Origin of the sequence: Actinocatenispora comari (assembly GCF_017312725.1) — a bacterium.
In the GTDB taxonomy this organism is placed as follows: Bacteria; Actinomycetota; Actinomycetes; order Mycobacteriales; family Micromonosporaceae; genus Actinocatenispora; species Actinocatenispora comari.
The window spans coordinates 60,346-87,271 of record NZ_BOPO01000075.1; the positions used below are offsets into that span (position 1 = coordinate 60,346).

21 protein-coding genes and 1 pseudogene are annotated in these 26,926 nt (G+C 73.8%); 14 read left to right on the forward strand and 8 right to left on the reverse strand.

Annotation, left to right across the window (positions count from 1 at the left end; translation table 11 throughout):
• From NUM_RS19705 to NUM_RS19730, 6 genes are all read right to left on the reverse strand, one after another.
• Nucleotides 1–1,332, reverse strand: a complete 1,332-nt coding sequence (locus tag NUM_RS19705) for a DUF58 domain-containing protein (protein ID WP_225918710.1) — start codon at nucleotides 1,330–1,332, stop codon at nucleotides 1–3.
• A 127-nt stretch (nucleotides 1,333–1,459) separates the two neighbouring features.
• Complete coding sequence (locus NUM_RS19710; protein ID WP_370467020.1) at nucleotides 1,460–2,461, reverse strand: AAA family ATPase; 1,002 nt, start codon at nucleotides 2,459–2,461, stop codon at nucleotides 1,460–1,462.
• Complete coding sequence (locus NUM_RS19715; protein WP_207126371.1) at nucleotides 2,454–3,785, reverse strand: DUF4350 domain-containing protein; 1,332 nt, start codon at nucleotides 3,783–3,785, stop codon at nucleotides 2,454–2,456. The genes NUM_RS19710 and NUM_RS19715 overlap by 8 nt, the downstream gene beginning before the upstream one ends.
• Entirely contained in the window at nucleotides 3,782–4,318 is a 537-nt protein-coding gene (locus NUM_RS37260) for a DUF4129 domain-containing protein (RefSeq protein ID WP_225918711.1), read from the reverse strand. Before NUM_RS37260 ends, NUM_RS19715 begins: the two co-directional genes overlap by 4 nt.
• Before the next feature lie 55 nt (nucleotides 4,319–4,373).
• Complete coding sequence (locus tag NUM_RS19725; protein WP_207126372.1) at nucleotides 4,374–5,168, reverse strand: hypothetical protein; 795 nt, start codon at nucleotides 5,166–5,168, stop codon at nucleotides 4,374–4,376.
• An 80-nt stretch (nucleotides 5,169–5,248) separates the two neighbouring features.
• Entirely contained in the window at nucleotides 5,249–5,917 is a 669-nt protein-coding gene (locus tag NUM_RS19730; protein WP_207126373.1) for a FadR/GntR family transcriptional regulator, read from the reverse strand.
• A gap of 51 nt (nucleotides 5,918–5,968) precedes the next feature.
• On the opposite strand from NUM_RS19730, the gene NUM_RS19735 reads away from it, so the two are divergent.
• The 6 genes from NUM_RS19735 to hpf all read left to right on the forward strand — a co-directional run bounded on the left by NUM_RS19735 (nucleotide 5,969) and on the right by hpf (nucleotide 13,830).
• Entirely contained in the window at nucleotides 5,969–7,213 is a 1,245-nt protein-coding gene (locus tag NUM_RS19735) for a CynX/NimT family MFS transporter (protein ID WP_225918712.1), read from the forward strand.
• Between the two features lie 215 nt (nucleotides 7,214–7,428).
• On the forward strand, nucleotides 7,429–8,118 hold the full coding sequence (mtrA, locus tag NUM_RS19740; RefSeq protein ID WP_203960235.1) for an MtrAB system response regulator MtrA: 690 nt from the start codon (nucleotides 7,429–7,431) through the stop codon (nucleotides 8,116–8,118).
• 167 nt (nucleotides 8,119–8,285) lie between these two features.
• Nucleotides 8,286–9,965 carry an MtrAB system histidine kinase MtrB gene (gene mtrB / locus NUM_RS19745; RefSeq protein WP_207126389.1) on the forward strand — a complete coding sequence of 560 codons (1,680 nt, stop codon included), beginning with the start codon at nucleotides 8,286–8,288 and terminating at the stop codon, nucleotides 9,963–9,965.
• The gene (locus NUM_RS19750; protein WP_207126375.1) at nucleotides 9,958–11,901 is read left to right on the forward strand and encodes an LpqB family beta-propeller domain-containing protein; all 1,944 of its coding nucleotides are present in this window, start codon (nucleotides 9,958–9,960) and stop codon (nucleotides 11,899–11,901) included. Before mtrB ends, NUM_RS19750 begins: the two co-directional genes overlap by 8 nt.
• Nucleotides 11,902–11,994: 93 nt before the next feature.
• On the forward strand, nucleotides 11,995–12,849 hold the full coding sequence (locus NUM_RS19755) for a ComF family protein (protein WP_207126376.1): 855 nt from the start codon (nucleotides 11,995–11,997) through the stop codon (nucleotides 12,847–12,849).
• Between the two features lie 366 nt (nucleotides 12,850–13,215).
• On the forward strand, nucleotides 13,216–13,830 hold the full coding sequence (gene hpf / locus NUM_RS19760; protein WP_207126377.1) for a ribosome hibernation-promoting factor, HPF/YfiA family: 615 nt from the start codon (nucleotides 13,216–13,218) through the stop codon (nucleotides 13,828–13,830).
• A 65-nt stretch (nucleotides 13,831–13,895) separates the two neighbouring features.
• On the opposite strand, the gene NUM_RS19765 is transcribed toward hpf, so the two are convergent.
• Complete coding sequence (locus NUM_RS19765) at nucleotides 13,896–15,020, reverse strand: GNAT family N-acetyltransferase (protein ID WP_207126378.1); 1,125 nt, start codon at nucleotides 15,018–15,020, stop codon at nucleotides 13,896–13,898.
• Nucleotides 15,021–15,121: 101 nt separating this feature from the next.
• On the opposite strand from NUM_RS19765, the gene NUM_RS19770 reads away from it, so the two are divergent.
• Nucleotides 15,122–16,177 (forward strand): glutathione S-transferase family protein, encoded by a 1,056-nt coding sequence (locus tag NUM_RS19770; RefSeq protein WP_207126379.1) that lies wholly within the window; start codon nucleotides 15,122–15,124, stop codon nucleotides 16,175–16,177.
• A gap of 103 nt (nucleotides 16,178–16,280) precedes the next feature.
• Here NUM_RS19770 and NUM_RS19775 read toward each other — a convergent pair whose 3' ends face one another.
• The gene (locus NUM_RS19775; protein ID WP_207126380.1) at nucleotides 16,281–17,411 is read right to left on the reverse strand and encodes a GNAT family N-acetyltransferase; all 1,131 of its coding nucleotides are present in this window, start codon (nucleotides 17,409–17,411) and stop codon (nucleotides 16,281–16,283) included.
• Nucleotides 17,412–17,621: 210 nt separating this feature from the next.
• On the opposite strand from NUM_RS19775, the gene NUM_RS19780 reads away from it, so the two are divergent.
• The 7 genes and pseudogenes from NUM_RS19780 to NUM_RS19810 all read left to right on the forward strand — a co-directional run.
• Entirely contained in the window at nucleotides 17,622–17,924 is a 303-nt protein-coding gene (locus tag NUM_RS19780) for a hypothetical protein (RefSeq protein ID WP_207126381.1), read from the forward strand.
• 230 nt (nucleotides 17,925–18,154) lie between these two features.
• The gene (gene secA / locus NUM_RS19785) at nucleotides 18,155–21,115 is read left to right on the forward strand and encodes a preprotein translocase subunit SecA (RefSeq protein ID WP_207126382.1); all 2,961 of its coding nucleotides are present in this window, start codon (nucleotides 18,155–18,157) and stop codon (nucleotides 21,113–21,115) included.
• A 248-nt stretch (nucleotides 21,116–21,363) separates the two neighbouring features.
• The gene (locus tag NUM_RS19790; RefSeq protein WP_207126383.1) at nucleotides 21,364–23,061 is read left to right on the forward strand and encodes a DUF885 domain-containing protein; all 1,698 of its coding nucleotides are present in this window, start codon (nucleotides 21,364–21,366) and stop codon (nucleotides 23,059–23,061) included.
• Between the two features lie 753 nt (nucleotides 23,062–23,814).
• Nucleotides 23,815–24,165 (forward strand): cell division protein SepF, encoded by a 351-nt coding sequence (locus NUM_RS19795; RefSeq protein ID WP_030449385.1) that lies wholly within the window; start codon nucleotides 23,815–23,817, stop codon nucleotides 24,163–24,165.
• A gap of 412 nt (nucleotides 24,166–24,577) precedes the next feature.
• On the forward strand, nucleotides 24,578–24,871 hold the full coding sequence (locus NUM_RS19800; protein WP_157035157.1) for a hypothetical protein: 294 nt from the start codon (nucleotides 24,578–24,580) through the stop codon (nucleotides 24,869–24,871).
• Between the two features lie 199 nt (nucleotides 24,872–25,070).
• Complete coding sequence (locus NUM_RS19805; RefSeq protein WP_207126384.1) at nucleotides 25,071–26,042, forward strand: ABC transporter ATP-binding protein; 972 nt, start codon at nucleotides 25,071–25,073, stop codon at nucleotides 26,040–26,042.
• 130 nt (nucleotides 26,043–26,172) lie between these two features.
• Nucleotides 26,173–26,926, forward strand: a pseudogene (locus NUM_RS19810) (hypothetical protein); the annotation flags it as partial.

The window sequence follows — 26,926 nt, forward strand, 5'->3', positions numbered from 1 at the left end:
TCAGAGCCGGCCGGAGGCCTTGAGATCGAGGTAGACGTCGGTGACCGTGCCGGCGAACTCGGTCGCCGCCGCGTCGACCACGACGACACCGTTGCGCCGCAACGCATCCGCGATGCGGCGCCGCTCCGCCAGGGCCCGCTCCGCGGCGGCCGCCGCGTACACGTCGGCGAGCACGTCGTGCCGGGCGGTCAGCCGGTCCAGGGTGTCGTCGTGGGTCGCGGCGAGCAGCACCGTGTGCCGGTCGGTCAGCATCGGCAGTACCGGCAGCAGCCCCTCCACCAGCGCGCCCGGGGCGAGCTCGGTGAACAGCACGACCAGCGAGCGCTTCCGCTCGGTGCGCAGGATCTCGCCGGTGACCAGCTCGAAGTCGGTCTCCACCAGCGCCGGCGTCAGCGGCGCCAGCGCGTCGGCGAACCGGGGCAGCAGGCTGGCCGCGCCCGCACCGCGCACCGCCGTGCGTACCTCGGTGTCGGCGGCGAGCAGGTCGACCTGGTCACCGCCGCGGGAGGCCACCGCGGCCAGCAGCAGGCAGGCGTCCAGCGCGGCGTCCAGCCGCGGCTCGTCGCCGATCCGGGCCGCCGCGGTACGGCCGGTGTCCAGCACGCACAGCACCCGGCGGTCCCGCTCCGGCCGCCAGGTGCGCACCAGCACCTCGGCGCTGCGGGCGGTGCCCCGCCAGTCGATCGACCGCACGTCGTCGCCCGGCACGTACTCGCGCAGCGCGTCGAACTCGGTGCCCTGGCCCCGGCCGCGGATCGTCACCGTGCCGTCCAGCACCCGCAGCCGGGCGAGCTTCTCCGGCAGATACCGGCGGGCGGAGAACGGCGGCAGCACCCGCAGCCGCCACCGCGGCGTCATCGCCGTCGCCGCCCGCGCGGTGGCCTGCCGGTAGCCGAACCGCAGCGGACCGTACGAGCGGACCGTGACCCGCCGCGCCGGCCGGTCACCGCGCCGGGTCGGGGTCAGCGTCACGGTGATCGTCGTGCTGCCGCCGACCGGCAGCGACACCCACCGGACCGGCCGGTCCGCGCCCGCCGACGGCTCCCAGGCGTCCCGCACGGTGGCCCGCAGCGGCCGGGTCGCCTCGTTGCGCACGTGCAGCCGTACCGTCGCCGACTCGCCCAGCCGGACCCGGGTGTCACCGGTGCGCGACAGCCGGACGGCGGAGATCGGCGCCGCGGCCACCATGTCCACGATGGACAGTGCCAGTACCGCGGCGATCGAGCACGCCACCCCGAGCACCGGGCTCGGCCACAGCGGCAGTGCCACCGCCAGCACGGCGAGCAGCGCCACCGGTCGCCAGGTCAGCACCGCCGCCCCCGAACGTGGCACGGCAGGGTGCCCGACTCTCCGGCGACGGACCGGGCGGGCGACGCAGCCCGCGGCTCCGGGGCGCGCTTCGCCGCTGCCGCGCGGAGTTGCGCGACGGGTCGCGAGCCGGCTCGGCTGGGCATCGCGGTCAGCGCGGCGTCGGGACGCTGGCGAGGACCGAGTCGAGCACGGCGTCGCTGGTGACGCCGGCCAGCTCCGCCTCCGGGCGCAGCCGGACCCGGTGCCGCAGTACCGGCCGGACCAGCGCCTTCACGTCGTCCGGCGTGACGAAGTCGCGGCCGGCGAGCCAGGCCCACGCCTTCACCGCGGACAGCAGCGCGGCCGAGGCACGCGGCGAGGCACCCAGCGCCAGCGACGGCGCCGTGCGGGTTGCCCGGCACACGTCCAGCAGGTACGCCAGGACGACGTCGGCGACCTGCACCGCACCGGCCTGTCGGTGCGCCGCGGCCAGGTCCGCCGGCCCGGCGACCGGCTCGACCCCGGCCGCGGCCAGGTCGTGCGGGTCGAAGCCGCGGTGGTGCGCGGACAGCATCGCGAGCTCGGCGGTGCGCTCCGGCAGCGGTACCGTCAGCTTCAGCAGGAAGCGGTCCAGCTGCGCCTCCGGCAGCGAGTAGGTCCCCTCGTACTCGATCGGGTTCTGGGTGGCGGCGACCGTGAACGGCTCCGGCAGGGTGCGGGCCACGCCGTCGATGGTGACCTGGCGCTCCTCCATCGCCTCCAGCAGCGCCGACTGCGTCTTCGGCGGCGTCCGGTTGATCTCGTCGGCGAGCAGCAGGTTGGTGAACACCGGCCCCTCGCGGAACTCGAACTCGGCGCTGCGCGCGTCGTACACCAGCGAACCGGTGACGTCGCCGGGCATCAGGTCCGGGGTGAACTGGATCCGCTTGTGCGACAGCGACAACGCCCGCGCCAGCGTGCGCACCAGCAGCGTCTTCGCCACCCCCGGCACGCCCTCGAGCAGCACGTGACCGCGGCACACCAGCGCGATCACCAGGCCGGAGACCACCGCGTCCTGGCCGACCACGACCTTGCCCACCTCGGCCCGCAGCCGACCCAGCGCCGCCCGGGCGTCCCCGTCCGCACCGGCCGCCGGTGCCTCCGGCAACGTACCGATCCGCGGCTCACCGATGTCCTGCACGCCCTGTCCCTTCGTTCGCACTGCCGTACCGCGGGTCGAGCACCCGGCGCCGCAACTCGGCCAGGTCGGCGGCGAGCGCGCGCAGTTCGTCGTCGCGCTCCGGTGCCGGACCGTACAACACCGACTCGACCCGTTCGATCGGCCAACCGGACGCGGTGGCCAGCGCCTCCGCGCCGGTCGCCGCGGCGGCGTCGCCGACCCCGGCCCGCAACCGCCGCAGGGTACCGGCCCGCAGCGCCGCGGCGGCGGCCGCGCGGGCGTTGGACCGCCGGTACAGCCGGGCCCGGCCGAGGACCGTCTCGGTGCTCGGCACCAGTACCGGCAGCGGTTCGCTCACCGGCCCGCCGAGCCGCCGGGCCCGCCACGCGGCGAACAGCACCGCCGCGACCAGCAACTGGACCACGATCGCCCACACCCAGGGCGGCAGCGCCGACCACAGCGGGTTCGGCGGCGCACCGCCGCCGTCGGACGAGCCGTCGCCGGCCGAACCGCCATCGGCCCGGGAACCGGAGTCACCGCCCACCGTCGCCGAGGGCGGCGGCTCGTACGTCGGCCCGGTCACGGTCGGCTCCGGCCGTTCCGGGCTCGCGGTCGGCACCGGCGGCAGCGGCGCCTGCTCGACCGGTTCCGGCCGGTGCAGGCTGAGCCAGACCACCGGGAGGGGGCCGAGCAGCGCGGTGGCGAGCGCCGCGTTGCGGTGCTCGCCGATCCGGTCGTTGCGGAACACGTCCGCCGCGCCGACCAGCACCACCTGCGGCCCGCCGGTCGCCGGCAGCAGCAGTACGCCGCCGGCATAGCAGCGGTGCGCGCCGGGCACGGTCGCCGCGTACGTGTCGCCGCGCACCGCCGCCGGCCCAACCGACGGGCCGTCCGCGCAGCCCGCGTCGGCCACCCCGGTGGTCCAGCGGCTGCCGGTGCGGCGGGCCGGCAGCCGCTGCTCGTCCAGCACCGTCGGCGATGGCGCGACGAGCACGACCCGGCGGTACCCAGTCGACCGGAGCAGCCGCTCGAGCCGCGCCGGGCGCACGTAGCCCGGCGCGGTGACCAGCAGCGTCGCATCTTCGCCGGTGACCGACAGCGCGGCCGCCGAACTGCCGACCCGGTGCACCGGCGTGCCCGCGGCGGCCAGCCGGCGCGCGACGGTGCCGGAGCCGATGCCGGCGCGCGAGGCCGGCTCCAGGAACTGCGCGTCGGCGGGCGTGACCCGCTGCACCGCCCAGGCCACGATCGTGACGGTGAACAGCAGCAGGACCGCCGCCGCCGGCGCCATCCACCGCCGGAACCGGAACCGGCGCCGGGCCGCCCGCGTCGTCATCGCGCCGCCCCCGCCCGCTCCGACACGGCCGCGGCCAGGGCACGCATCCGGGCGTCGTCGGCCGCGGTGGCGGTGCGCCGGGCGTACCAGATCCGGGAGAACACGTCGGCCGCCTCGGTCATCGTCCCGGCCAGTTGCGGGGCGGCGCGGCCGGCGGCCGCGGCCAGCTCGGTGACCGTCCACTCCGGACGGTGCGTGAGCACGCCGCGCTCGACCAGCTCACGCACCATCGCCCGCAACCGCTCCCGGACCGCCTCGGCGTAGCGGCCGGCCGCCGCGTACCGGTCGGCGAGCGAGGCGAGCTGCGCCGGCGGCACCTCCGGTACCGCGTCGTCGTCCGCCGGCTCCGGTGCCTCGACGCCGACCGGCGGATCGACCGGCTCGGGGCGCTGCCGCCGGCGCGGCCGCCAGTACAACGCCACCAGCGCGATCCCGGCGAGCAGCAGCACCAGCGCGGCCAGCCCCGCGACCCCACCCGGTACGTGGTCGGCCAGGTCGGCGACCAACTCGGTCCAGCCCCGCGACCAACTCACTGGATCGCCTCCAGGACGGTGCGGCACGCACGCTGCTCCCGGTTCACCCGCCCACTCACCGGATCGCCTCCAGGACGGTACGGCGACGGCGGGCCGAGGCGGTGGCGAGCGCCAGGTCGAGGCCCTCGGTACGCATCCGGTTCTCGAGATGCAGGCAGGCGTCCAGGCAGGCCAGCGCCGGGTAGGCGATCGCGTCGACCACCACCCAGCCGATCGCCGCGGCGAACGGCACGGCGACCGGCGACCGGTCGAGCAACTGCTGCGCGCCGATACCGACCGCGAACCGGACGGTGAGCCAGCCGAGGTAGCCGAGCAGCCGGATGCCACCGGCCCGGCAGCTGCCGCGGACCAGCAGCACCAGCGGTCGGGCGATCACCTGGCCGCCGGTGGCGCGGTCGGCGACCAGCACCGGTACCACCAGGCCGCACGCGGCGTAGGCCACCGCCCAGGGCAGGCCGCAGGCGAACACGGCGCCGGCGGCGACCGCGCCGATCAGCACCGCCAGCCCGAGCACCGCCGGCCAGCGGCGGCCCGGTGCGGTGAGCAGGGTGCGCCGGCCGACCGGGTCGCCGACGACGGTACGGGCGGCGGCGACGCTCGCCGGTGCGGCGAGGATCGCGATCGCCGCGGACTCGGTACCGAGCCAGGCGCCGAGCCACAACCAGAAGCCGGTCGGATCGGACCACACGGAGGCGGGCATCGGCGCGACCAGCCCGACCAGCGCCTGCTGGCCGAGCGCGACGACCAGGCCCAGCGCGACCAGCGGCGGCCAGCCGCGGCGCAGCAGTACGACGGAGGCGTCCAGCAGCTCGCCGACGGTCATCGGCCGCAGCGGCAGCTCCGTCTCCATCGCACTCTCCCCGGCTGGGCGGCCCGTCGCGGCCTTCGACGCAGCCGCCATCCTGGCATGCGCGCGCCCGCCCGGCGGCGTCAGCCGGTGTCGAACAGGCGGAGGAACGTCGCCGCCTCGACCGCGGCCCGGTCCTCGTCGCGGTCCGTGATCGCCTCGACCAGGCCGGTGTGGCTGAGGTACTCGTCCGGCCGCACCTCGCCGCCGACGCAGGTGTGCAGCACGTCCCGCAGCGCCTCGCCGAAGTCCGCGTACAGCTCGATCAGCATCGTGTTGTGCGAGCACGCGGCGACCGCGTGGTGGAACCGGGCGTCGTTCTCGACGAACAGTTGGGCGTCCTGGTCGGCCCACGCCGCCTCGCGCGCGGCGAGCGCCGCCCGCAGCGCCGTCAGGTCGTCCTCGGTACGCCGGCGGGCGGCCAGCCGGGCGGCCTCCACCTCCAGGCCGCGCCGCAGCTCGGTGGCGTCGCGCAGTTCGGCCCGGGCGAGCCGCCGGCGCACCGCGCCGACCAGCTCGTTGTCGGCCCGCACGTACGTACCGGCGCCCTGCCGGGACTCCAGCAGGCCGAGGTGGGCGAGCGCCCGGACCGCCTCGCGGAGGGTGTTGCGGCCCACGCCGAGCGCCGCGACCAGGTCCGGTTCGGTGGGGATCTTGCTGCCCACCGGCCACTCGCCCGACGAGATCTGCTCCCGCAGCTGCGCGATCACCTGGTCGACCAGGGGGGTACGGGCGGCGCTGTGCAGTGGCATTGTGCACAACCTCCTGTCATCCAGTCATCCCATGATTCTACGATGGTTCTCGTGCCGGAGACGACCCAGGACCAGCAGCCCGCCCGTACCGCGCCCGCCGGGGCCGGCGCGCACGAGCCCGGCCGCCGACGGGCCCGCTGGCTGATCGCCGCCGGCATCCTGCTCGTCGCGCTCAACCTGCGACCCGCCATCACCAGCGTCGGCGCGCTGCTCGACCAGTTGCAGTCCGGGCTGCACATGTCCGGCGCCACCGCCGGGCTGCTGACCACCCTGCCGGCACTGTGCTTCGGCGCGTTCTCCGGCCTCGCCCCGCGACTGGCCGCCCGGTTCGGGGCCGACCGGGTGCTGCTGACCGCGATGGCCGCACTCGTCGCCGGCCTCGTGCTGCGCCCGCTGGCCGGCTCGGCGGCGGTGTTCCTCGCCGTCAGCGTGCTCTGCCTGGCCGGCATCGCCGCCGGCAACGTCACCCTCCCGGTGCTGGTCCGCACGTACTTCCCGGAGCGACTCGGGCTGATCACTGGGCTGTACACGACGGTGCTCAACCTCGGCGCCGCGCTCGCCTCCGCGGTCGCGGTGCCGGCCGCCGAGGCGTCCGGCGGCTGGCGCAGCGGCCTCGCCCTGTGGGCCGCCATCGCGGTGCTCGGCCTGCTGCCGTGGCTCGGTGCGCTGCGCCGGCGAGGGGTCGAGGCGGCGGCCACCGCGCCGACCGGGCGGACGCCGACCGTTCGCCCGTCCCGTACCCGGTTGGGCTGGGCCCTCGCGGTCTACATGGGCACCCAGTCGCTGCAGGCCTACGTGGTGTTCGGCTGGCTGGCGAAGATCTTCGCCTCGGCCGGGTTCTCCTCGTCCACCGCCGGGCTGCTGGTGTCGCTGGTGGTGGCGATGGGGATGCCGATCGCGTTCTTCCTGCCCACGCTCGCCGGCCGGACCCGCGACCAGCGGCCGTACGTGGTGCTGCTGGTCGGCTGCTACCTGGTCGGCTACCTCGGGCTGCTGGTGGCGCCGCACGCCGGCGCGCTGGTCTGGGCGTTGCTGATCGGCATCGGCGGCGGCGCGTTCCCGCTGGCGCTGCTGATGGTCGGGCTGCGCGCCCGTACCCCCGCCGGTACGGCCGGATTGTCCGGGTTCGTGCAGAGCATCGGGTACCTGATCGCCGCGGTCGGCCCGCTGCTGGTCGGCGTGCTGCACGACGCGACCGGCGGCTGGCTGGTGCCGATCGTGTTCCTGCTGGTGATGCTGGTACCGCAGCTGTTCGGCGGGCTGGTCGCCGGCCGCAACCGGTACATCGAGGACTGAGCGGCGCCGCCGGGCGTTCGGGCCGCCGGAATCGCTCTCAGACCGGTACTTTCGGGCGGATTCGGATGGCCGAACGGGTCGCACCAGGCGCGCAGGGGCAACCGGGTTTTCCGTAGGTTGGTCGGCTGATGAAACGATAGGGCCATGAGCGATACGCAACGAGGCGGAGCGCGGCGGTGGGACTTCGGTCGGCGCGCAACGCGGTGGGTGTCGGCGTGAGGGCGCGAGTGCTGGTCGTCGACGACGACCCGGCGCTGGCCGAGATGCTCGGGATCGTGCTGCGCAGCGAGGGGTTCATGCCCTCGTTCGTGGCCGACGGTGAGCGCGCCCTGGCCGCGTTCCGGGAGACCAGGCCGGACATCGTGCTGCTGGACCTGATGCTGCCCGGGATGAGCGGGATCGACGTCTGTCGGGCGATCCGCGGCGAGTCCGGGGTGCCGATCGTCATGCTCACCGCCAAGAGCGACACCGTCGACGTGGTCCTCGGCCTGGAGTCCGGCGCCGACGACTACGTGGTCAAGCCGTTCAAGCCCAAGGAGCTGGTGGCCCGGATGCGGGCCCGGCTGCGCCGCGGCGAGGACACCGCGCCGGAGCTGCTCACCATCGGCCCGCCCGGCCGGCAGATCAGCATCGACGTGCCCGCACACACCGCCACCCGCAACGGCGCCGAGGTCAAGCTGACCCCGCTGGAGTTCGACCTGCTCGTGGCGTTGGCACGCAAGCCGCGACAGGTGTTCACTCGTGAGGTGCTCCTGGAACAGGTCTGGGGCTACCGACACGCCGCGGACACCCGGCTGGTCAACGTGCACGTGCAGCGGCTTCGGGCCAAGATCGAGCCCGACCCGGAACGTCCCGAGATCATCCTGACCGTCCGCGGTGTCGGCTACAAGGCAGGCACGGGGTAAGGAACGATGAGCGAGCGCAGCGGACGAATCGCGCGGACGGTGTCCCGTGGGCGCTCGGAGCGTGGCGGCGAGCGTGTCATGAGCGGGCGCGGCGGAGGGCGGACGTGAGTCTGCTCGACTCCGTGGTGCGGCGGGCACGGACGACCTTGCACCGGGCGGCACCGGGGCTGGGTCGGCGGGCCCGCCGGGCGGTGTCCCCGTGGCGCCGCTCGCTGTCGCTGCGGGTCGTGTCGATCACGTTGCTCGTCTCGTCGCTGCTGGTGGCCGCGTTCGGCTACTTCGTGGCGAAGCAGATCACCGCCGGACTGGTGGTGGCCAAGCGGCAGGCCGCCGTGCGCCAGGTGTCCAGCGGCGCCGGCACGGTGACGCAGCAGCTCGCCGCGCTGTCCGGCGCGCAGGACCCGCAGCTCGCCGCGAGCGTGCGCGACGTCGTCGTCAACCTCTACAGCGTGCCCACCCGCGCCGGTACCTACGAGGTCAAGCTGGTGCCCGACTCCCGCATCGACGTCGCGCCGTACGGCGGGCCCGCGGCCGACCAGACCAGGATCGAGGTACCGGCGGCGCTGCGCGACACGGTCAGCCGCAAGGGCGCCCTGGCGTACCAGTTCACCACCGCGAACCCGGACGGCCAGGGCCGCCGGCCCTACCTCGCGGTTGGCGAGCACGTCGACGTCGGCTGGGGCGTGTTCAACCTCTACTACCTGTTCCCGCTGGACGACGAGGTCGCCGCGGCGAACCTGGTGCGCAACACGACGATCATCGCCGGGCTCGCGCTGGTGCTGCTGCTCGCGCTGATGGCGGCGATCGTGGCCCGGATGGTGGTGACCCCGGTGCGGGCCGCGGCGCGCACCGCGCAGCGGTTGTCCGCCGGGCTGCTGCACGAACGGATGGAGGTGCGCGGCGAGGACGATCTCGCCCGGCTCGCCGCCTCGTTCAACCAGATGGCGAGCAACCTGCAGAACCAGATCGTCCGGCTGGAGGAGCTGTCCCGGCTGCAGCGCCGGTTCACCTCGGACGTCTCGCACGAGCTGCGCACCCCGCTGACCACGGTCCGGATGGCCGCCGACATGCTCTACGCCGGCCGGGACGAGTTCCCGCCGGCCGCGGCCCGCAGCTCCGAGCTGCTCGCCGACGAGCTGGACCGGTTCGAGGCGCTGCTGACCGACCTGCTGGAGATCAGCCGGTTCGACGCCGGGTTCGCCGTGCTCGACGCCGAGGCGGTCGACCTGGTACCGATCGTGCAGCGGGTCGCCGCCGGCTTCGCCGTCCTGGCCGAACGGCTGCACGCACCGGTGCAGCTGCACACCCCGGACGGTCCGGTGATCGCCGAGGTCGACCCGCGCCGGGTCGAGCGGGTGCTGCGCAACCTGATCGGCAACGCGATCGAGCACGGCGAGCACCGGCCGGTGGAGGTCCACCTCGCGGCGGACGACCGTACCGTCGCGATCGCGGTTCGCGACCACGGCATCGGGCTGCGGCCGGGCGAGGAGAAGCTGGTGTTCAACCGGTTCTGGCGGGCCGATCCGTCCCGGGCGCGGCAGACCGGCGGTACCGGGCTGGGGCTGTCGATCAGCCTGGAGGACGCCCGGCTGCACGGCGGCTGGCTGGAGGCGTGGGGGGCGCCGGGGCAGGGTTCCCAGTTCCGGCTGACCGTGCCGGCCCGTGCCGGCGACCGGATCGTGTCGTCGCCGCTGCCGCTGGTCCCGCCGGACGCCGACGTGTCGCCGGCACCGCTGGCCCTGCCGGCCGGGCCGGCCACCGGCACGCTGGACGACGGGACGCCGTCCCTCGACCCGGACGCCGACCCGCTCACCGCCGGCAGTACCCGCGGAGGCGGCGATGAGTAGCCGGCGCCGCGGCCTGCTCGGCGCCACCCCGCGCCGGAGTCTCCTCGGCGCCGCCCCGCGCCGGAGCCTGCTCGGTGCCGCGCTCGCCGGGCTGCTGGGCGTGACGGTCACCGCCTGCGGGGTGCCGAGTTCCGGTCCGCCGGTGGTGGTGAAGTCGGCGCCGGTGGGCGCCGGCGACGACAACGTGCCGCAGGCGCCGCACCGCGATCCGCCGCCCGACCCGGCCACCGCGAGCGGCCCGACCGACCTGGTCAACCAGTTCTACGGGGCGGCCGGCTACGATCCGAGCCCGGACCAGCTGCGCGCCAACGTGACCCAGTTCTTCTCCGCGGACGCCCGGGGCCGGTGGCACCAGGACCCGGCCGGGCTGACCGTGGTGCGGATCAACACCAACACGGTCACCGCGCAGGGCAAGGACAGGCACGGCCGCCCCACCGCGACCGTGCAGGTACGCGGCGAGCTGGTCGGCACGCTGACCGACGACGGCTCGGTCGAGTCGCCGAGCCCGCACACCAGCCGGCAGTACCGGCAGGAGTTCCGGCTCGAGCAGTGGCCGACCGGGACCGGCGGCAAGGAGTGGTTGATCACCAACCCGCCGGACCACACGCTGATCTCCACCGAGGCGATGACCGCCGACTACACGGCCACCCCGGTCTACTTCGCCAGCCCGGACCACCAGTCGCTGGTGCCCGACCTGCGGTACGTGTCGAAGACGATCGCACCGGTGAAGGAGCGCACCATCCTGGTCGACTGGCTGCTCGACGGCCCGTCGCGGTGGCTCGCCCCGGCCGTGGTCAACGACATCCCGGACGGCACCAAGCGGCGTGGCAACGTGGTCGCGCAGAGCGACAAGGACGTCGTGGTGGTCGATCTGACCAGCGAGGCGGTCGGCGCGAAACACCTGCTGACGATGGCCGCGCAGCTGGCCTGGACGCTGCGCGCCCGGGTGTCCCGGCTGCAGCTGCGGGTCGAGGGCAGGCCGTTCCCGGTGCCGGGCATCAGGGACGGCGGCAGCACGTTCGACACCGGTTCGCTGCGCACGTTCAACCCGGGCACCCTCGCCGCCAACTCCGGCGGGTACTACGTCTCGCACGGCATCGTGATCCCGGCGGCGAGCAAGCAGTGGTTGCCGGGCGTGCTGTCGGCCCCGGCCACCACGGGGCTCAACAGCGACGTGCAGCGTGCCGCGCTGAACGTCGACTCGTCCGCCACGGCGCTGGTGCGCAGCGACGACGACGGCCGGCCGGCGCTGTGGATCGGGCACACCATCGGGGACGCCAAGTCGACCGACGCCCGGTTCGTCCGGGCCGAGGGGCTCGGCGGCGCCACCGAGATCGGCCGCCCCAGCCTGCTGCCACACTCGTCGACCGCGCTGGTACCGGTGGACGGCAGCCTGCGGATGGCGACCGGCACCGGCCACACCGAGAAGGTGCCGTTCGCGCCCGGGTCGCCCGGGGGCGAGGTGACCGCAGTGGCGGTCTCGCCGGACGGCTGCCGGATCGCGCTGGTGCGCGGCGGGCACCTGTACGTGGCGCCGCTGATCCAGCAGGGCTCGGCGCTGTCGGTCGGCCGGATGCGCGCGGTGGCGAGCAGCTTCACCGACCTCAGCGAGGTCTCCTGGACCCAGGACGACGACATCGCGTTCGGCGGCCGCGGCTCGGTCGCCGCCGCCAGCGGGCAGTCCGGCGCGGTGCGTGGCGGCGCCTGGCAGTTCAGCCTGGACGACGTCTCGTCCGATCTGCTCACCGGCACCAGCGGGGACCGCGTCCCGGAGTACGTCGCGTCCGGCACCACCGACCCGGCCCGCGGTGCCGCGCACGGCATCATCCTGATCTCGATCAACGGCAAGCTGTGGCAGCTGACCGGCAACGAACTGGCCCCGCCGGACGGTGCCGCGGAACCGCCGCCGGGCACCGCCCCGTTCTTCCCGAACTAGCTTCTCTACCACGCGCTGCTGCTGGCGGCGGGGTTGTCCACAGGGCTGTGCACGGCGCGCCGACCGGCGCCACCGGCGAGCGACGCTGGGCGCATGCGTGCCGTGTTGACTGACCTCGTCGAGCTGGTGTTCCCGGCCGACTGCCCGGGGTGCGGTGCCGCCGGGCCGGCGACGCCGCTGTGCCGCGGCTGCGGCTCGATCCTGGCGCACTCGACGGTGCGGCCGACCGCCCCCGATCCACCGCCGCCGGGGCTGCCACCGTGCCACGCGCTCGGCGCGTACCAGGGTCTGCTGCGCGAGCTGATCCTGTCGTACAAGGAGCGTGGCCGGCTGGGGCTCGCCGGGCCGCTGGGCCGGGCGTTGGCGGGGGCCGTGCGCACCGCGGTCACCGCCGGCACCGCGGCCGCCGCCAGTGCCGGGGTCACCGCCAGCGCCGTGGACACCGCGGGTGCCGGCGTCGCGGCCGGCACCGGGGGCGCTGCCAGGCCGGCGGCCATCGGTGGTGCCGGGGTTGCCGCCAGCGCTGGGGTCGGTGCGGCGGCGCCGGTGGTGCTGGTGCCGGTGCCGGCGACCGGTGCGGCGGCCCGGGCCAGGCACGGTGACCACATGCTGCGGCTGGCCAGGTCCGCGGCCCGCTGGCTCGCGCGGGACGGGACCGCCGCCGTCGTGCGCCGGCCGCTGCTGGCGCTGCCGCGGGGTGCCGACTCCACCGAGCTGACCGCCGCGGCCCGGATCGCCCGGGCCGACCAGGCGTTCCGCCTTCGTCCGGGAGCGGTGCCGTCGGCCCGGGTCGGTCCGGTGGTGCTGCTCGACGACCTGATCACCACCGGAGCGACGTTGGCCGGCGCGGCCCGGCTGCTGGGCGCCGCCGAGGTGCCGGTGACCGCGGCCGTCACGCTCGCGGCGACGCAGCGTCGCCACCCGCCCACCACCCACTCGACCTGGTAATTCACGGCGAATTAGCAGGTTGTTTCCGGGCCGGCGACCCTAGGCTGGAGGCTCCTGGCAGCACGCTCCGCAGCCAGCGCGCTCGGCCGGAACGCACACCCAGTGCGTCACCGGTGGGTGGGTCTGCGCCGATACGCGGGGGAGCGGTGTCGGTGCCCCAAAATCTCGCTGACCTTGGGGATGCCGAATCGAGACCAGGAGGTTACCGTCGGGTGCACCCGATGTGCTCGCACCGAAGCGAGAGGGAGGTCGACAGAGACGACAGTGCCGGCCGCCGCGAGGCCCGTGGGGCGCCGCCTTCGCCGGTCGGTACGCACAGCGTTGCGGGTCCGCCGTAACCCACTCGAAGACCGTGGGAGGTCAGGCGTGGATGTTGTGATCAAGGGCCGAAACCTGGAAGTGCCCGACCACTTCCGCCAGCTCATCACCGACAAGATGAACAAGATCGGCCGGTACGACCCGAAGATGTTCGAGGTCGACGTAGAGCTGTCCCACGAGCGCAACCGGCGGCAATCCGGCCGCTGCCAGCGTGTCGAGATCACCTGCCGCTCGCGCGGCCCGGCGGTGCGCGCCGAGGCCTGCGCCGGCGACTTCTACAGCGCGCTGGACGCGTCGCTGACCAAGCTGGAGTCACGGTTGCGCAAGTCGGCCGACCGGCGCCGGGTGCATCGCGGCCGGCGTACCCCGGAGTCGGTGGCGGCAGCCACCGCGGCACTGGGCGCCGACAGCCCGGTGCCGGGTGCGGTGGCCGTGCTGGAACGCACCGACGAGTTGGCGGAGGTGGAGCACGAGCAGGGGCCGGGTCGCATCGTCCGGGAGAAGGAGCATCCGGCCGACCCGATGACCGTCGACGACGCACTGTTCCAGATGGAACTCGTCGGCCACGACTTCTACCTGTTCATGGACAAGGAGTCCGGTCGGCCGAGCGTGGTCTACCGGCGCAAGGGGTTCGACTACGGCATCCTTCGGCTGACGAGCTGAGCAGACTCGGCACCTGATCGGATCGCGGCCCGGCGCCCTCAGGCGCCGGGCCGTCACCGTCTGGGTCAGGCGGGACCGCCGACCAGTTCGTACAGCACGTCGTCGACCCGACCACCGTGGGCGCCGGGGCGGCGGCTCAGCTCCCGGCCGACCCGGCGGAACCCGGCCCGTTCCAACACCGCCTGGGAGGCGGTGTTGCGCACGTCGGCGCCGGCGTACAGCCGCGCCAGCCGCACGTGGTCGAACGCCCAGCCGGCGAGCAGCCGTACCGCCCGGGTGGCGAAACCGCGGCCCCGCCAGGCCGGGGCGAGGTGGTAGCCGAGCATCGCGCTGGCCGTGACCGGCTCGGTGTAGTGCAGCACGATCTCCCCGGCGTACCGGTCGCTCGGCGCGTCCCGGACGGTGAGTCGGGCGGCGGCGCCGGCGAGCCACTGGCTCTGCGCGGTCTCGCAGCTCTCCCGTACCTGGCTGCGGGTCGGCGGTACCGGCGGCACCGAGGACTCGTAGACCTCCGGTAGCCGCAGCACCTCGTACGCGTCGTCGGCGTCGGTCTGGTCGAGCGGGTGCAGCGCGACCACCCCGTCGGACAGCTCGCCGCCGGGCAGGTCCGGCAGCAGCCGGGGCGTGGGCCCGTCCGGGTCGCCGGTCAGCCGGGCCCACAGCACGAGGTCGCGCCGGGCCCCGTCCGGGCCGGTACCGGCGCCGCGCAGGATGCCCTCCCGGCGGTACCCGGCCGCGAGCGCGACGCGCTGGCGCTGCGCGTCCGCCGGCGCCGCCCGCAGCTCCAGCCGGGCCAGCCCGTGGTGCAGCGCCCAGTCGGTCAGCGCGGCGACCGCCTCACCGCCGAACCCCTTGCCCAGCGCCCACGGCGCGAGCCAGTAGCCCGCCTCGGCCTGCGCCAGCGGTGCGACGTACCGGTCCAGTTCGACGCAGCCGAGCAGCCGGTCGGTGTCCCGGTCGGCGACGACGAACACCGCCCCGCCGGCCGCCCACCGGGCCGGCGCCCCGACCTCGACGAACTCCCGCGCCCGGGCCGCGTCGGCCAGCCCGACCCGGCCCCCGACCACGCCACCCGAACCGGCCGCGCCGGCCGCTCGGCCCGCGGCGACGAGGTCGCCGACGTCACCGGGTGCGGGCGCGCGCAGCCGCAGCCGTACGGTGTCGAGCTCCTCCCGTGGCAGCCCATCCATGCGCCCTCCCCAGTTCCCATACCAAACTAATGGGACATTCGCCGCCCGCTCGAACCACTTTTCCGATGCGCTCGCCGGCCGACTGCGGCAGGCTTGCCGTCATGAGTACCGCTGAGGTTTCGTCGACCACGCAGCAGGGTGCCACGGCGCCCGGCACCGGGTCGTCGGCTGCCACGCAGCCGGGCGGCAAGCAGGACACCGCACAGTTCGGTCGGGAGACGGCGGGGGACGGTGCGTTCGTCCGGCAGCCCAACCGCTTCACCGACCGGGTCACCCGCGACTCCCGGTCCGCTCCGGGCGAGGGGCCGGACGAGCACGGCCACTGGCCGGTCGAGGCCGGACGTTACCGGCTCGTCGTCTCGCTCGCGTGCCCTTGGGCGCATCGGTCGATCATCGACCGGCAGCTGCTCGGGCTGCAGGAGGCGATCTCGCTCGCCGTGGTCGACCCGATCCGGGACGAGAAGGGCTGGCGGTTCACCCTGGACGAGGGCGGCAAGGACCCGGTGCTCGGCATCGGCTTCCTGTCCGAGGCGTACCTCGCCACCGATCCCGAGTTCGCCGGCCGGGTCACCGTCCCGGCGCTGGTCGACACCATCACCGGCCGGGTGGTCAGCAACGACTACCCGCAGCTGTCCCTGGACCTGTCCACCGAGTGGGTCGACCACCACGCGCCCGGTGCGCCCGACCTGTACCCGGAGGCGTCGCGCGCCGAGCTGGACCCGCTGATGGCCGACATCTTCACCGACGTCAACAACGGGGTGTACAAGGCCGGCTTCGCCACCGGCCAGCAGGCGTACGAGGCGGCCTACGACGCGCTGTTCGCCCGCCTGGACGTGCTCGAGGAGCGGCTCGCCGACCGCCGGTACCTGATGGGCGAGGCGATCACCGAGGCGGACGTGCGGCTGTTCACCACGCTGGTGCGGTTCGACGCCGTCTACCACAACCACTTCAAGTGCAACCGGCAGAAGCTGACCGAGTTCATCAACCTGTGGGCGTACGCGCGCGACCTCTACCAGACGCACGGCTTCGGCGACACGGTCGACTTCGACCACATCAAGCGCCACTACTACCTGACCCACCCCAAGATCAACCCCACCGGCGTCGTCCCGAAGGGCCCCGACCCGCTCCGCTGGCTCACTCCCCACGCCAGAGGGTGAGGACGCTGCGCCGCGTCCCCTCGGGGAGACGTCACGACCATTCGAGAAGAGGCTCTTCGGCCGCGGGCTCGGCCTCGGACCCGGCTTCGGCCGTCGGTTCGGGTCAGCGGGGGTCGGCGGACAGCTTGGCGCCGTACCAGGTGTCGACCGGGGTGCCGCGGTGCAGGGTGTGGCCGCGTTCGGTGCCCTCGACGGTGAAGCCGGCCTTCTCGGCGACCCGGCGGGAGGCCGGATTGGTGACGTACGCGCGCCACTCGATCCGGTCGAGCGCGAGGGCGCCGAAGGCCCAGTCGCAGACCGCGCGCAGCCCGGAGGTGCCGACGCCGCGGCCGCGGGCCCACGGCGCGACCGAGTAGCCGATCTCCGCGATCCGGGCCGGCCAGTCGACCAGCCGCAGGTCCACGGTTCCGAGCAGCCGGCCGGCCGGCTCGGCCACCGCGAAGATCGCCCCGTCGCCGGCGACCCAGCGGTCCCGGGCGAGCCGGACGAAGTACGCCGCGTGCGACGGCTGGTACGGCACCGGCACGGTGGTGAACTCCGCCATCGCCGGGTCACGGCACAGCTCGACGAGCGCCGGCACGTCGGCCTCGGCGAGCGGACGCAGCAGGTACCGGCCGGCCTCGATCATGGGTTGCGCGGTCAGGTAGGTGCGGGCCTGCCGCGCGGCGCGGGCCAGCGTCGGACCGTCCGGCCCGGCCGGGCGCAGCTCGCCGGGCAGCATCCCGGCCAGCCAGCCGTCCTGCGGATCGGTGCCGTCGTGCGGCACCAGCCCGGACCGGACCACACCCTCCGGCCGCATCCCGAGCCGCGCCGCGACCAGCCGGGACGCGTGGTTGCCGACCACCGCACGCCACCGCACCCGGTGCAGGCCGAGCGCGTCGAACGCCCACGCCAGTACCAGCCGGCCGGCCCGTTCGGTGACCCCGCGGCCACGGGCCCAGGGAGCCGTCCAGTACCCCAGCTCGGCGGCGCCGCCGGCGATGTCCAGCCCCTGGGAGCCGAGCAGCTCCCCGCTCGCCGCGTCGAACACCCCGAACGCGGCGACGCTGCCGTCGGCCCACGTCGCCGGCGCCCCGGTGACGAACCGCACCGCGTCGGCCTCGGCGTACGGGCTGGGCACGGTCGTCCACCGCTGAATGTCCGGGTCCTGGCAGGCGCGGTACACCGCGGGCGCGTCGTCCGGGCGCCAGCAGCGCAGCGTCAGCTCGTCGTCGGTCAGCTCCACCGGATCCATGCCGGGGATCCTGCCGGACCGCCGCGGACCGGCACACCGATTTCGTCCCGCCCGCGCGTCCCTGCCCCCGTGGGCGCCCGACTCCCGTGGGCCGCCGGGCTGGGAAAACCGGGCGCGGGAGGGCACACTCGTACCCATTGGTAACCATGGACGGTCGGTGACGAGGCGGTGGCAGTGGCGAAACACGGCGCCGAGACCACGGAGGTGGCGGTGAGCACGCGCGTCCGGTCGGGCGTGCGGATCGGCCGGACCTACCTGGCGAAGACGATCATGACGGTGGCCCTGGTGGTGGCGTTGCTGCTGGGGCTCGGTGCGGTGCTGGTCGGATTCGGTGCGAACCCGGACAACGTGCTGGTCGGCGGGCTGACCCGGGCCGGTGGCTGGCTGGCCGGGCCGTTCGGTGACCTGTTCACGTTCGCCGACCACACCAGGCAGGTGCTGGTCGACTGGGTGATCGCGGCGGTGGCGTACCTGGTCGTCGGCGGCGTCCTGTCCCGCCTGATCCGGCCGTGACCGCTCGCCCGGCGCCCGGCCCGGCCGCCGCCGGCCGTCGCACCGGCGTAGCGGGTGCGGGCCGCCGGCCGGGTGTGCCGCTGGTCACCGGCACTGCGGGCCGTGGTCCAATGACCGGATCAGGGTGCCGTGTGACAATCCGGAGCCGGTCTGCCGGGCGGGATGTGTCCAACGGGCGCCGCCCTGCCTACGATGGTCGCCGGAGAACATCCCCCAGGGAGCGTTGAGAAGTGTCGGTTCTGGAAAAGATGCTGCGCACCGGCGAGGGCCGGATGCTGCGGCGGCTCAAGGCGATCTCGTCCGCGATCAACGATCTCGAGGACGACTACACCGAGCTGAGCGACGCCGAGCTGCGCGAGCTCACCGACCAGTACAAGGAGCGCTTCGAAGACGGCGAGTCGCTCGACGACCTGCTGCCGGAGGCGTTCGCGACGGTCCGCGAGGCGGCCAACCGGGTGCTCGGCAAGCGGCCGTACGACGTGCAGCTGATGGGCGGCGCCGCGCTGCACTTCGGGCACATCGCGGAGATGAAGACCGGTGAGGGCAAGACCCTGGTCTCCACCCTGCCGGCCTACCTGAACGCGCTCTCCGGCAAGGGCGTGCACATCGTCACGGTCAACGACTACCTGGCCCAGCGCGACGCCGAGTGGATGGGCGCCGTGCACCGCTTCCTCGGCCTGACCGTCGGGGTGGTGCTGCCGCAGATGACGCCGGCCGAGCACAAGGCCGCCTACGAGTGCGACATCACCTACGGCACGAACAACGAGTTCGGCTTCGACTACCTGCGCGACAACATGGCCTGGTCGGCCGACGAGATGGTGCAGCGCGGGCACCACTTCGCCATCGTCGACGAGGTCGACTCGATCCTGATCGACGAGGCCCGGACGCCGCTGATCATCTCCGGCCCGGCCGAGCAGTCCGCCCGGTGGTACACGGAGTTCTCCCGGGTGGTGAAGCGGCTCAAGCGGTCCAGCCCGATGGCACCGACCGCGTCGCTCGGCGGCCGGGCGCCGGAGCCGGACGGCGACTACGAGGTGGACGAGTCGAAGCGCACGGTGGCGATCACCGAGGCCGGCGTGCGCAAGGTCGAGGACCAGCTCGGCATCGACAACCTGTACGAGTCGGTCAACACCCCACTGGTCGGCTTCCTGAACAACGCCATCAAGGCCAAGGAGCTGTACAAGCTCGACAAGGACTACATCGTCTCCGACGGTGAGGTCCTGATCGTGGACGAGTTCACCGGCCGCATCCTGCACGGCCGGCGCTACAACGAGGGCATGCACCAGGCGATCGAGGCCAAGGAAGGCGTCGAGATCAAGCAGGAGAACCAGACCCTCGCCACGATCACCCTGCAGAACTACTTCCGGCTGTACGAGAAGCTCGCCGGCATGACCGGCACGGCGCTGACCGAGGCGGCCGAGTTCAACAAGGTCTACAAGATCGGCGTCACCCCGATCCCGACGAACAAGCCGATGATCCGCGAGGACCGCGCCGACGTCATCTACAAGACCGAGCAGTCCAAGTTCGAGGCGGTGGTCGAGGACATCGCCGAGCGGCACGAGATGGGCCAGCCGGTCCTGGTCGGGACGGCCAGCGTCGACCGCAGCCAGATCCTCTCCGACATGCTGACCAAGCGCGGCATCGAGCACGCGGTGCTGAACGCGAAGTTCCATGCCCGCGAGGCGGAGATCGTCGCGCAGGCCGGTCGCAAGGGCGCGGTCACCGTCGCCACCAACATGGCCGGCCGCGGTACCGACATCCTGCTCGGCGGCAACCCGGAGTTCACCGCGGCGGCGAAGCTGCGCAACGCCGGCATCGACGCCGAGGAGGACCCGGAGGGCTACGCCGAGGCGTACGAGGCGGCGCTGGAGGAGGCCGAGAAGGAGTGCGCGGCCGAGGCCGAGGAGGTCCTCGACGCCGGCGGGCTGTACGTGCTGGGCACCGAGCGGCACGAGTCCCGCCGCATCGACAACCAGCTGCGCGGTCGTGCCGGCCGGCAGGGCGACCCGGGTGAGTCCCGGTTCTACCTGTCGCTGCAGGACGAGCTGATGCGCCGGTTCCGCGCCGGCGCCGTCGAGACGGTGATGGAGCGGCTCAACATCCCCGACGACGTGCCGATCGAGTCGAAGATGGTCAGCCGGCAGATCCGCAGCGCGCAGACCCAGATCGAGCAGCAGAACGCCGAGATCCGCAAGAACGTCCTGAAGTACGACGAGGTGCTGAACAAGCAGCGCCAGGTCATCTACGCCGAGCGCAAGCGGGTGCTGGACGGCGAGGACCTGCACGACTACATCGACAACATCATCGACGACGTGCTCGACGCGTACGTGCGGGGCGCCACCGCCGAGGGCTACGCCGAGGACTGGGACCTCGACAAGCTGTGGACCGCGCTGAAGCAGATGTACCCGATCTCGGTCACCATCGAGGACCTCGAGGACGAGGCCGGCGGGCTCGAGGCGATGGACGCCGACTTCCTCGCCGAGGCGCTCAAGGACGACGCGCACGAGGCGTACGAGCGGCGCGAGGAGGAGCTCGGCGCCGACGCGCTGCGCGAGCTGGAGCGCCAGGTGCTGCTCGCGGTGATCGACCGCAAGTGGCGCGAGCACCTGTACGAGATGGACTACCTGCAGGAAGGTGTCGGTCTCCGGGCGTACGCGCAGCGCGACCCGCTGGTGGAGTACCAGCGCGAGGGCTTCGACATGTTCCAGCAGATGCTGGACGGCATCAAGGAGGAGGCGGTCGGCTTCCTGTTCAACCTGGAGGTCCAGGTCGAGGAGGAGGGCGAGGAGCCGCCGGCCGCTGAGGAGCCGAAGGAGCTGACCGCCGAGGAGTTCGCCGAGCAGGTCGGCAAGGCGGCGGGGACCGCGGCACCAGCCGGCGACGGCAAGGTCGAGATCCACGCCAAGGGGCTCGGCGAGCGCGCCCCGCAGGCCCTGCAGTACTCCCAGCCGACGATCGACGGTGCCGCCGGCAGCGGCGCGGTCGAGGTGGGCCAGGACTCCGGCTCGGCGACCGCCGCGGCGGCGCTGCGCACCGGCCCGCAGTCGAAGATCGCCGCCGGCGAGAAGCAGAACGCGCCGGGCCAGAAGGTCGGCTCCGGCCCGTCCCGCAACGCCCCCTGCCCCTGCGGCTCCGGCAAGAAGTACAAGAAGTGCCACGGCGCCCCGGGAGCAGGCCCGCTACCCGAGTGATCATGGCGAACCGTTTCTGACTCCGGCAGTTCAGCGATGCCCCGGCCAGGGCGCCGGGGCATCGCTGTGTGCCGTCCCGGACCGCTCTCGACGGCGGGTCGGGTGCGAAGCCGGCGCGGAGAGGTGGGTGCGGGCGGGAGAGCTGGGTCGCAGTGGGGCGGGATGGGGGGTGTGCGCGCGTAGGCTCGGAGCGTCCCGTGGTGTCGGAGTCGCCGCGGGCCGAGTGGTGCGCCACGAGGGGGAGGCCGATGTCGCAGGACAGCCGCGAACTGGACCGGATCGCCACCAGCTACTTCACCGGGTACCTGGCGCATGATCCGATCAGCGCGACGATGCTCGGCATGGCGGAGCATCTCGGCGAGGTGACCGATCCGTCCCGGGCGGAGTCCGAGCGGTACGCCGGCACGCTGGCCGCCCTGGCCGGCGAGCTCGCCGGGGTCGACCGGGCGGCCCTCACCGGTACCGACCGGATCACCCGCGCGGTGCTCGAACAGCGGCTGACCGACGAGCGTGCGGAGGCGCTGGACGGGCTGAGCGAGGTCAGCGTGTCCGCGAGCGTCGCGGGCACGCTGTCGATGATCCTGTCGACGGTGCCCCGGGTCGCGCTGTCCGACCCGGACCGGGCGGAGGCGTACCTGCGGCGGCTGTCCGGGCTGGGCGGCTACTTCGACGCGGTGCGGGACCGGCATCTGGCGGCGGCGAAGGACGGCCGGTACCCGACGGCCACCGGGATCCGGCAGGCGGTGCGGCAGCTGGACGACTACCTGGCCGGTGGGCCCGCGGACGATCCGCTGTTGCGGCCGGTACCGACCGGTGGGGTCGACGTCGAGCGGTGGCGGGGCCGCGCCGAGCGGGCGCGAGCGGAGCAGGTCCGGCCCGCGCTGCTGCGGCTGCGGAGCACGCTGGCCGAGGAGCTGTTGCCGGCCGCGCGCGACGACGAGCACGTGGGGCTCTGCCACGTCCCGGGTGGCACCGCCGGGTACGCCGCGCTGGCCCGGTTGTTCACCACCACGACCATGCCCGTCGAGGTGATCCACCAGGCCGGGCTCGACCTGCTCGACAGCCTGCGGGCCGAGGTGGCCGCGGCCGGTGCGCGAGCGCTGGGTACGGCCGACGTGGCCGACACGTTCCGGCGGCTCCGCGACGATCCGGCGCTGCGCTGTGACAGCGCCGAGCAGATCACCGGGCGGGTGTCGGCCGCGTACGGGCGGGCGCTCGCGGCGTTGCCGGACTGGTTCCGCGGTTACCCGGTGCCGCCGTGCACGATCAACGAGATGGACCCGATCCAGGCCCGCGGCGGCATCGCGGCGTACTACCTGTGGCCGTCGGCCGACGGGCAGCGCCCCGGGTCGTTGTGGGTCAACACCGATCGGCCGCGCGAGCGGGCCCTTGCGGCGTACGAGGTGCTGGCGTTCCACGAGGGCGTGCCGGGCCACCACCTGCAGGGGGTGGTGAGCGCGGACCTCGCGTTGCCGGACTTCCGCCGGTACCGCAAGTCCGCCGCGCACTCGGAGGGCTGGGGCCTGTACGTCGAGCACCTCGCCGACGAGATGGGCCTGTACGGCACCGACGTCGACCGCCTCGGCATGCTGGCCAGCGCGGCGTGGCGGGCGTCCCGGCTGGTCGTCGACACCGGGCTGCACCACCACGGCTGGTCGCGCGGCCGGGCCGTCGAGTTCATGCGGGACAACACCGCGCTGCCGCTGATCGAGATCGACAACGAGGTCGACCGCTACATCGCCGCGCCCGGCCAGGCCCTGTCGTACATGATCGGCCGGGTGCGGATCGACGAGCTGCGGGACCGCGCCCGGCGGCGGCTCGGTGCCGCGTTCGACATCCGCGACTTCCACCATTGTCTGCTCGCGGAGGGTTCCGTTCCGCTGGACATCATGTCCGATCTGGTCGACACGTGGATCGCGGCGGGTCCGCGGTCCGACCGGGCGTGATCGGGCGGCCGGCCGGATGCGCGCCGGCGCGGCCTTCGGTCAGCCGCGGTGGCCGGAGTAGTGCACGATGACCAGGTGCGCGCCGACACGCGGAACCGTGGGTGCGGGCCACCGCCGAGCTGGAGTTCCGCGTTCCCGCTGCCGTCCTGGTACAGGTGCGGGCCGGAGACGTGGCAGTCCGCGCCGAGCGCCTGTGCCAGCAGCAGCGCGCGCAGCAGGGCGTCGGCGACGTTTCCGGGCGGTGCCGGCGTGCTGAAGTCGGCGACGTGCATCCCGCGGATCTTCCAGTACGGCTCGATCGTCGGGCTCTCGATCGGGCAGTCGAGCCGCTCGGCCATCCGGGCGAGCACCTTGCGCGCGCCCGTCTCCCGCTTGGCGTTGAGGAACGCTCGCCAGGACAGCGCATTGTTGGCCACGGCGCCACCGTAGCCGGTTGCGGCGGTGCGGCTGGGTGCCGTCGGTACGGCATCGGGAATGGGCGGAATCGGTGTGCGGCCCGGTCGGGGCGACTGTCGGATCGGCGTCAGGGTGGGTGGTGAGCGCCGGTGCCGGCCGTAGCGTTGGCTGTGGATCACCCGGTAGGTGCGCGCGGCGTACCGGGTGGGTAGGTGAATCTGGGTTAACCTGTGATCACCAAGCGAATATCGCACTCGCGCGGGCTTGCCTGCCGGTGCGACACTCCATTGTGGAACTCGCAGGTCGAACGACAGGTGGGAGCGCGTAGCAGCAGCGACGTGGGAGGAGGTGCCCGAGATGGCCGCGGTGGACAGGTCCCGTTCCTGGCTGGGGTTGGACTCCGGTGAGCCGCACGACGACGAGGCCGTGCCGACTCGTGTGCCGGACGTCGCGCCCGTTGCCGATCGTCGTCTCGCCACCATTCACCTCACCAGCTTCCACCAGGCGCGCACCGTGGGCGAGCGGTTCCGCGAGGGTGTGCCGGTGCTGATGGACCTGAGCGGGATGGACGAGGCGGGCGCCAAGCGCGTCGTCGACTTCGCCTCCGGCCTGGTCTTCGGGCTGCGCGGCGGGATGGACCGGATCGCGCCGCGGGTCTTCCTGGTGCTGCCGGCCGGCACCGAGCTGACCCACGCGACGCCTCGCTGATCGCACCGACTCCACCCGATGCCGGCGTCCCCGGCGACGCCGGCGTCGCCGACCCGGCCCGACCGCGCCGCGTGCCCTCGGCGGTACGCGGTGCGGTCGGTGTCGGTGGCTGACAGCGCACGCAACACCCGGTCACAGCTTTTCCGCAATTTTCTTCGTCACGCCGCGTCGATCTCGTACGGATGTGCACGGCGCGCGGCGATCGCTTTCCCGCCGCCATTTCAACAGCAATCACTACGGAATGTGCGCAGCCATTCACCGATATATATCAATGAATGGTGCCGAGAGGCTGGCTAAATCGGCAGAGATACGGCAGATCATGACTTGACGCCTCCGGTCTGGCTGGTCAAACTGGCCCGGACCAGGCGCCTGGTTCATTGATTACTGACCGAATTTGAGGGAGTACGCGCAGATGAGTCTCGGTGGAATTCTGCCGCTGGACAACTTGGGTGACGCCACCCACGGCGCGACCGGCTTCGAGGCCGGCCCGATTCACGGGGGCGCCGGCCTCGACCTGACCGGCACCAGCGCGGTCGGCGTGCACGGCCCGGCCGGCGTGAACGCGGGCGGCGACGTGAACCTGGCCGACCAGAGCGCCCACCTGGGCGTTGCGGCCGGTGGGCACGAGGTGGTCGGGCTGGGCACGCCCGGTCAGGCCGGCAACCACCTCGACCTGACCGTGGCCGACCAGAACCTCGGCCTCTGATTCTGAGTTTCGCGGCCCGAACCGGGCCCGAGACGGACCGTGGTCGGCGGGAAACCGGCGCCGACCGGGTCCCCGCACTGCCGTACCGGCACCGTGGCGCGAAGCGGTGCCGGTACGTGGCCGCTGCGCAGCCATGCGCCGGCTCGCCGAGCTCGCGGTACCGGAACCGCGCACGGCCCGCACCGTGGACGGGAGCAGCATGCGTCAGTCACTGGCCATCGAGGTCACCGACCTGGTCAAGTACTACGGGCAGCACCGCGCGGTCGCCGGGATCAGCTTCGACGTCGCGGACGGCGAGATCTTCGCGCTGCTGGGCCGCAACGGCGCCGGCAAGTCCACCACGATGAAGATGCTCAGCACGCTGATGCTGCCGAGCGGCGGCCGGGCCCGCGTCGCCGGGTACGACACCGTCAAGGCGCCGCGCGAGGTACGGCACCGGATCGGGTTCGTGTTCCAGGAGAGCACCCTCGACCCCGGCCTGACCGTGCTGGAGAACCTGCGCTTCCACGCCACTCTGTACGGCACGCCGCGACGCCAGCTGGACGAACGCATCGAGTACGCGCTGCTGCTGCTCGGGCTCGAACCGCACGCCAAGGCCCTGGTCGCGCGGCTGTCCGGCGGCCTCGCCCGGCGGCTGGAGATCGTGCGCGCGCTGCTGCACAAGCCGAAGATCCTCTTCCTGGACGAGCCGAGCCTCGGCCTCGACCCGCCCACCCGTACCCGGCTCTGGCAGGAGATCCGGCACCTGCGCGACCGGGACGGGCTGACCGTGCTGATGACCACGCACTACATGGACGAGGTCGAGAACGTCGACCGGCTCGCCATCGTCAACGCCGGCGAGCTCGTCGCGATCGACACCCCGAGCCGGCTCAAGTCCGCCGTCGGGCTGGACCGGATCCGGCTCAGTACCACCAACAACGCGCTGGCGCTGCACCAGCTGGTGGCCGCCGGCGTACCGGCGTGGGCGGAGGGCGAGATCATCGTGTGCTGCGTGCCCGACGCGGAGCGCGGCATCGGCCGGCTGCTCGGCCACATCGACGTACCGGCCACCTCGGTCAGCGTGCAGCGGCCCAGCCTGGACGACGTGTTCGTGCACTTCACCGAGCAGGCGATGGCCCGCGAGGAGGCCGAGTCGACCGCCGCCACCCACCGCCGCCGGGTGCGTTCATGATCGAGCGAATCACGGGTGTCGCGGCGTGGTGCCTCCCGAACGTTCCGCCGGGAGGAGCGGTCGTGAGTGCTCGTCGGCGAGCGAGTCGCGCGCGCAGCGTGGTCGGCCTTCCGGCGGGGGTGGCGCGTTCGTGAGCGACGGGCAGTCCTCCCGGGTGTACGCCTCGCGCGGCAGCACCGGCATCCGTCGCTCGCTGTTCGGCGGCCCGGTACCGGTGGCCGACGAGGCCGAGGACGACCGCGCCGAACGTACCGTCCGGCTGCGGCCCGAGTCGCCGGCGAACGGCGAACCGCGCCGCCCGTCGCCGCGGCGCCGGTCGAGTCCCGCCACGGACCGCGCCGACGGCGCCGACGTGGCGGCGCGAGCCGACCGCGCCGAGGCGGCACCGCAACCACCCATGACGACGCGTGGGACGCAGCGCGCCGGCGCGGGTTCGGACGGCGGGCGCCGATCCGCCGAGCGCCGTGGAACCCCGGCGCCGTACCGCAACGCGGCGGGGCGGCACGGCCAGGACGAAGCTCCGGAACCGCGGGGACGCCACGGCCAGGACGAGGCACCGGAATCCCGGCGGCGGCATGGCCGGAACGGGGCGCTCGAAACCCCGGGCCGGCACGGCCTCGCCGAGCCGGATCCGGGTACCGGTGTGGAGGCGACGACGTCGCGTCACGGCGCGGAGCCCGCCACCCCGGCCCGCCGGCACGGTGCGCAGTCACCCGCACCCCGGCACGGTGCCGAGCCGGAGGTACCGGCGCCGCGGCACGGCACCGATCGTGGGCCGGACCCGGCGCCGCGACACGGCACCGATGCCGGGCCGGACCCGACGTCCCGGCACGGCGCCGAGCGCGGACCGATCGCGGCATCCCGGCACGGCACGGACCAGGACT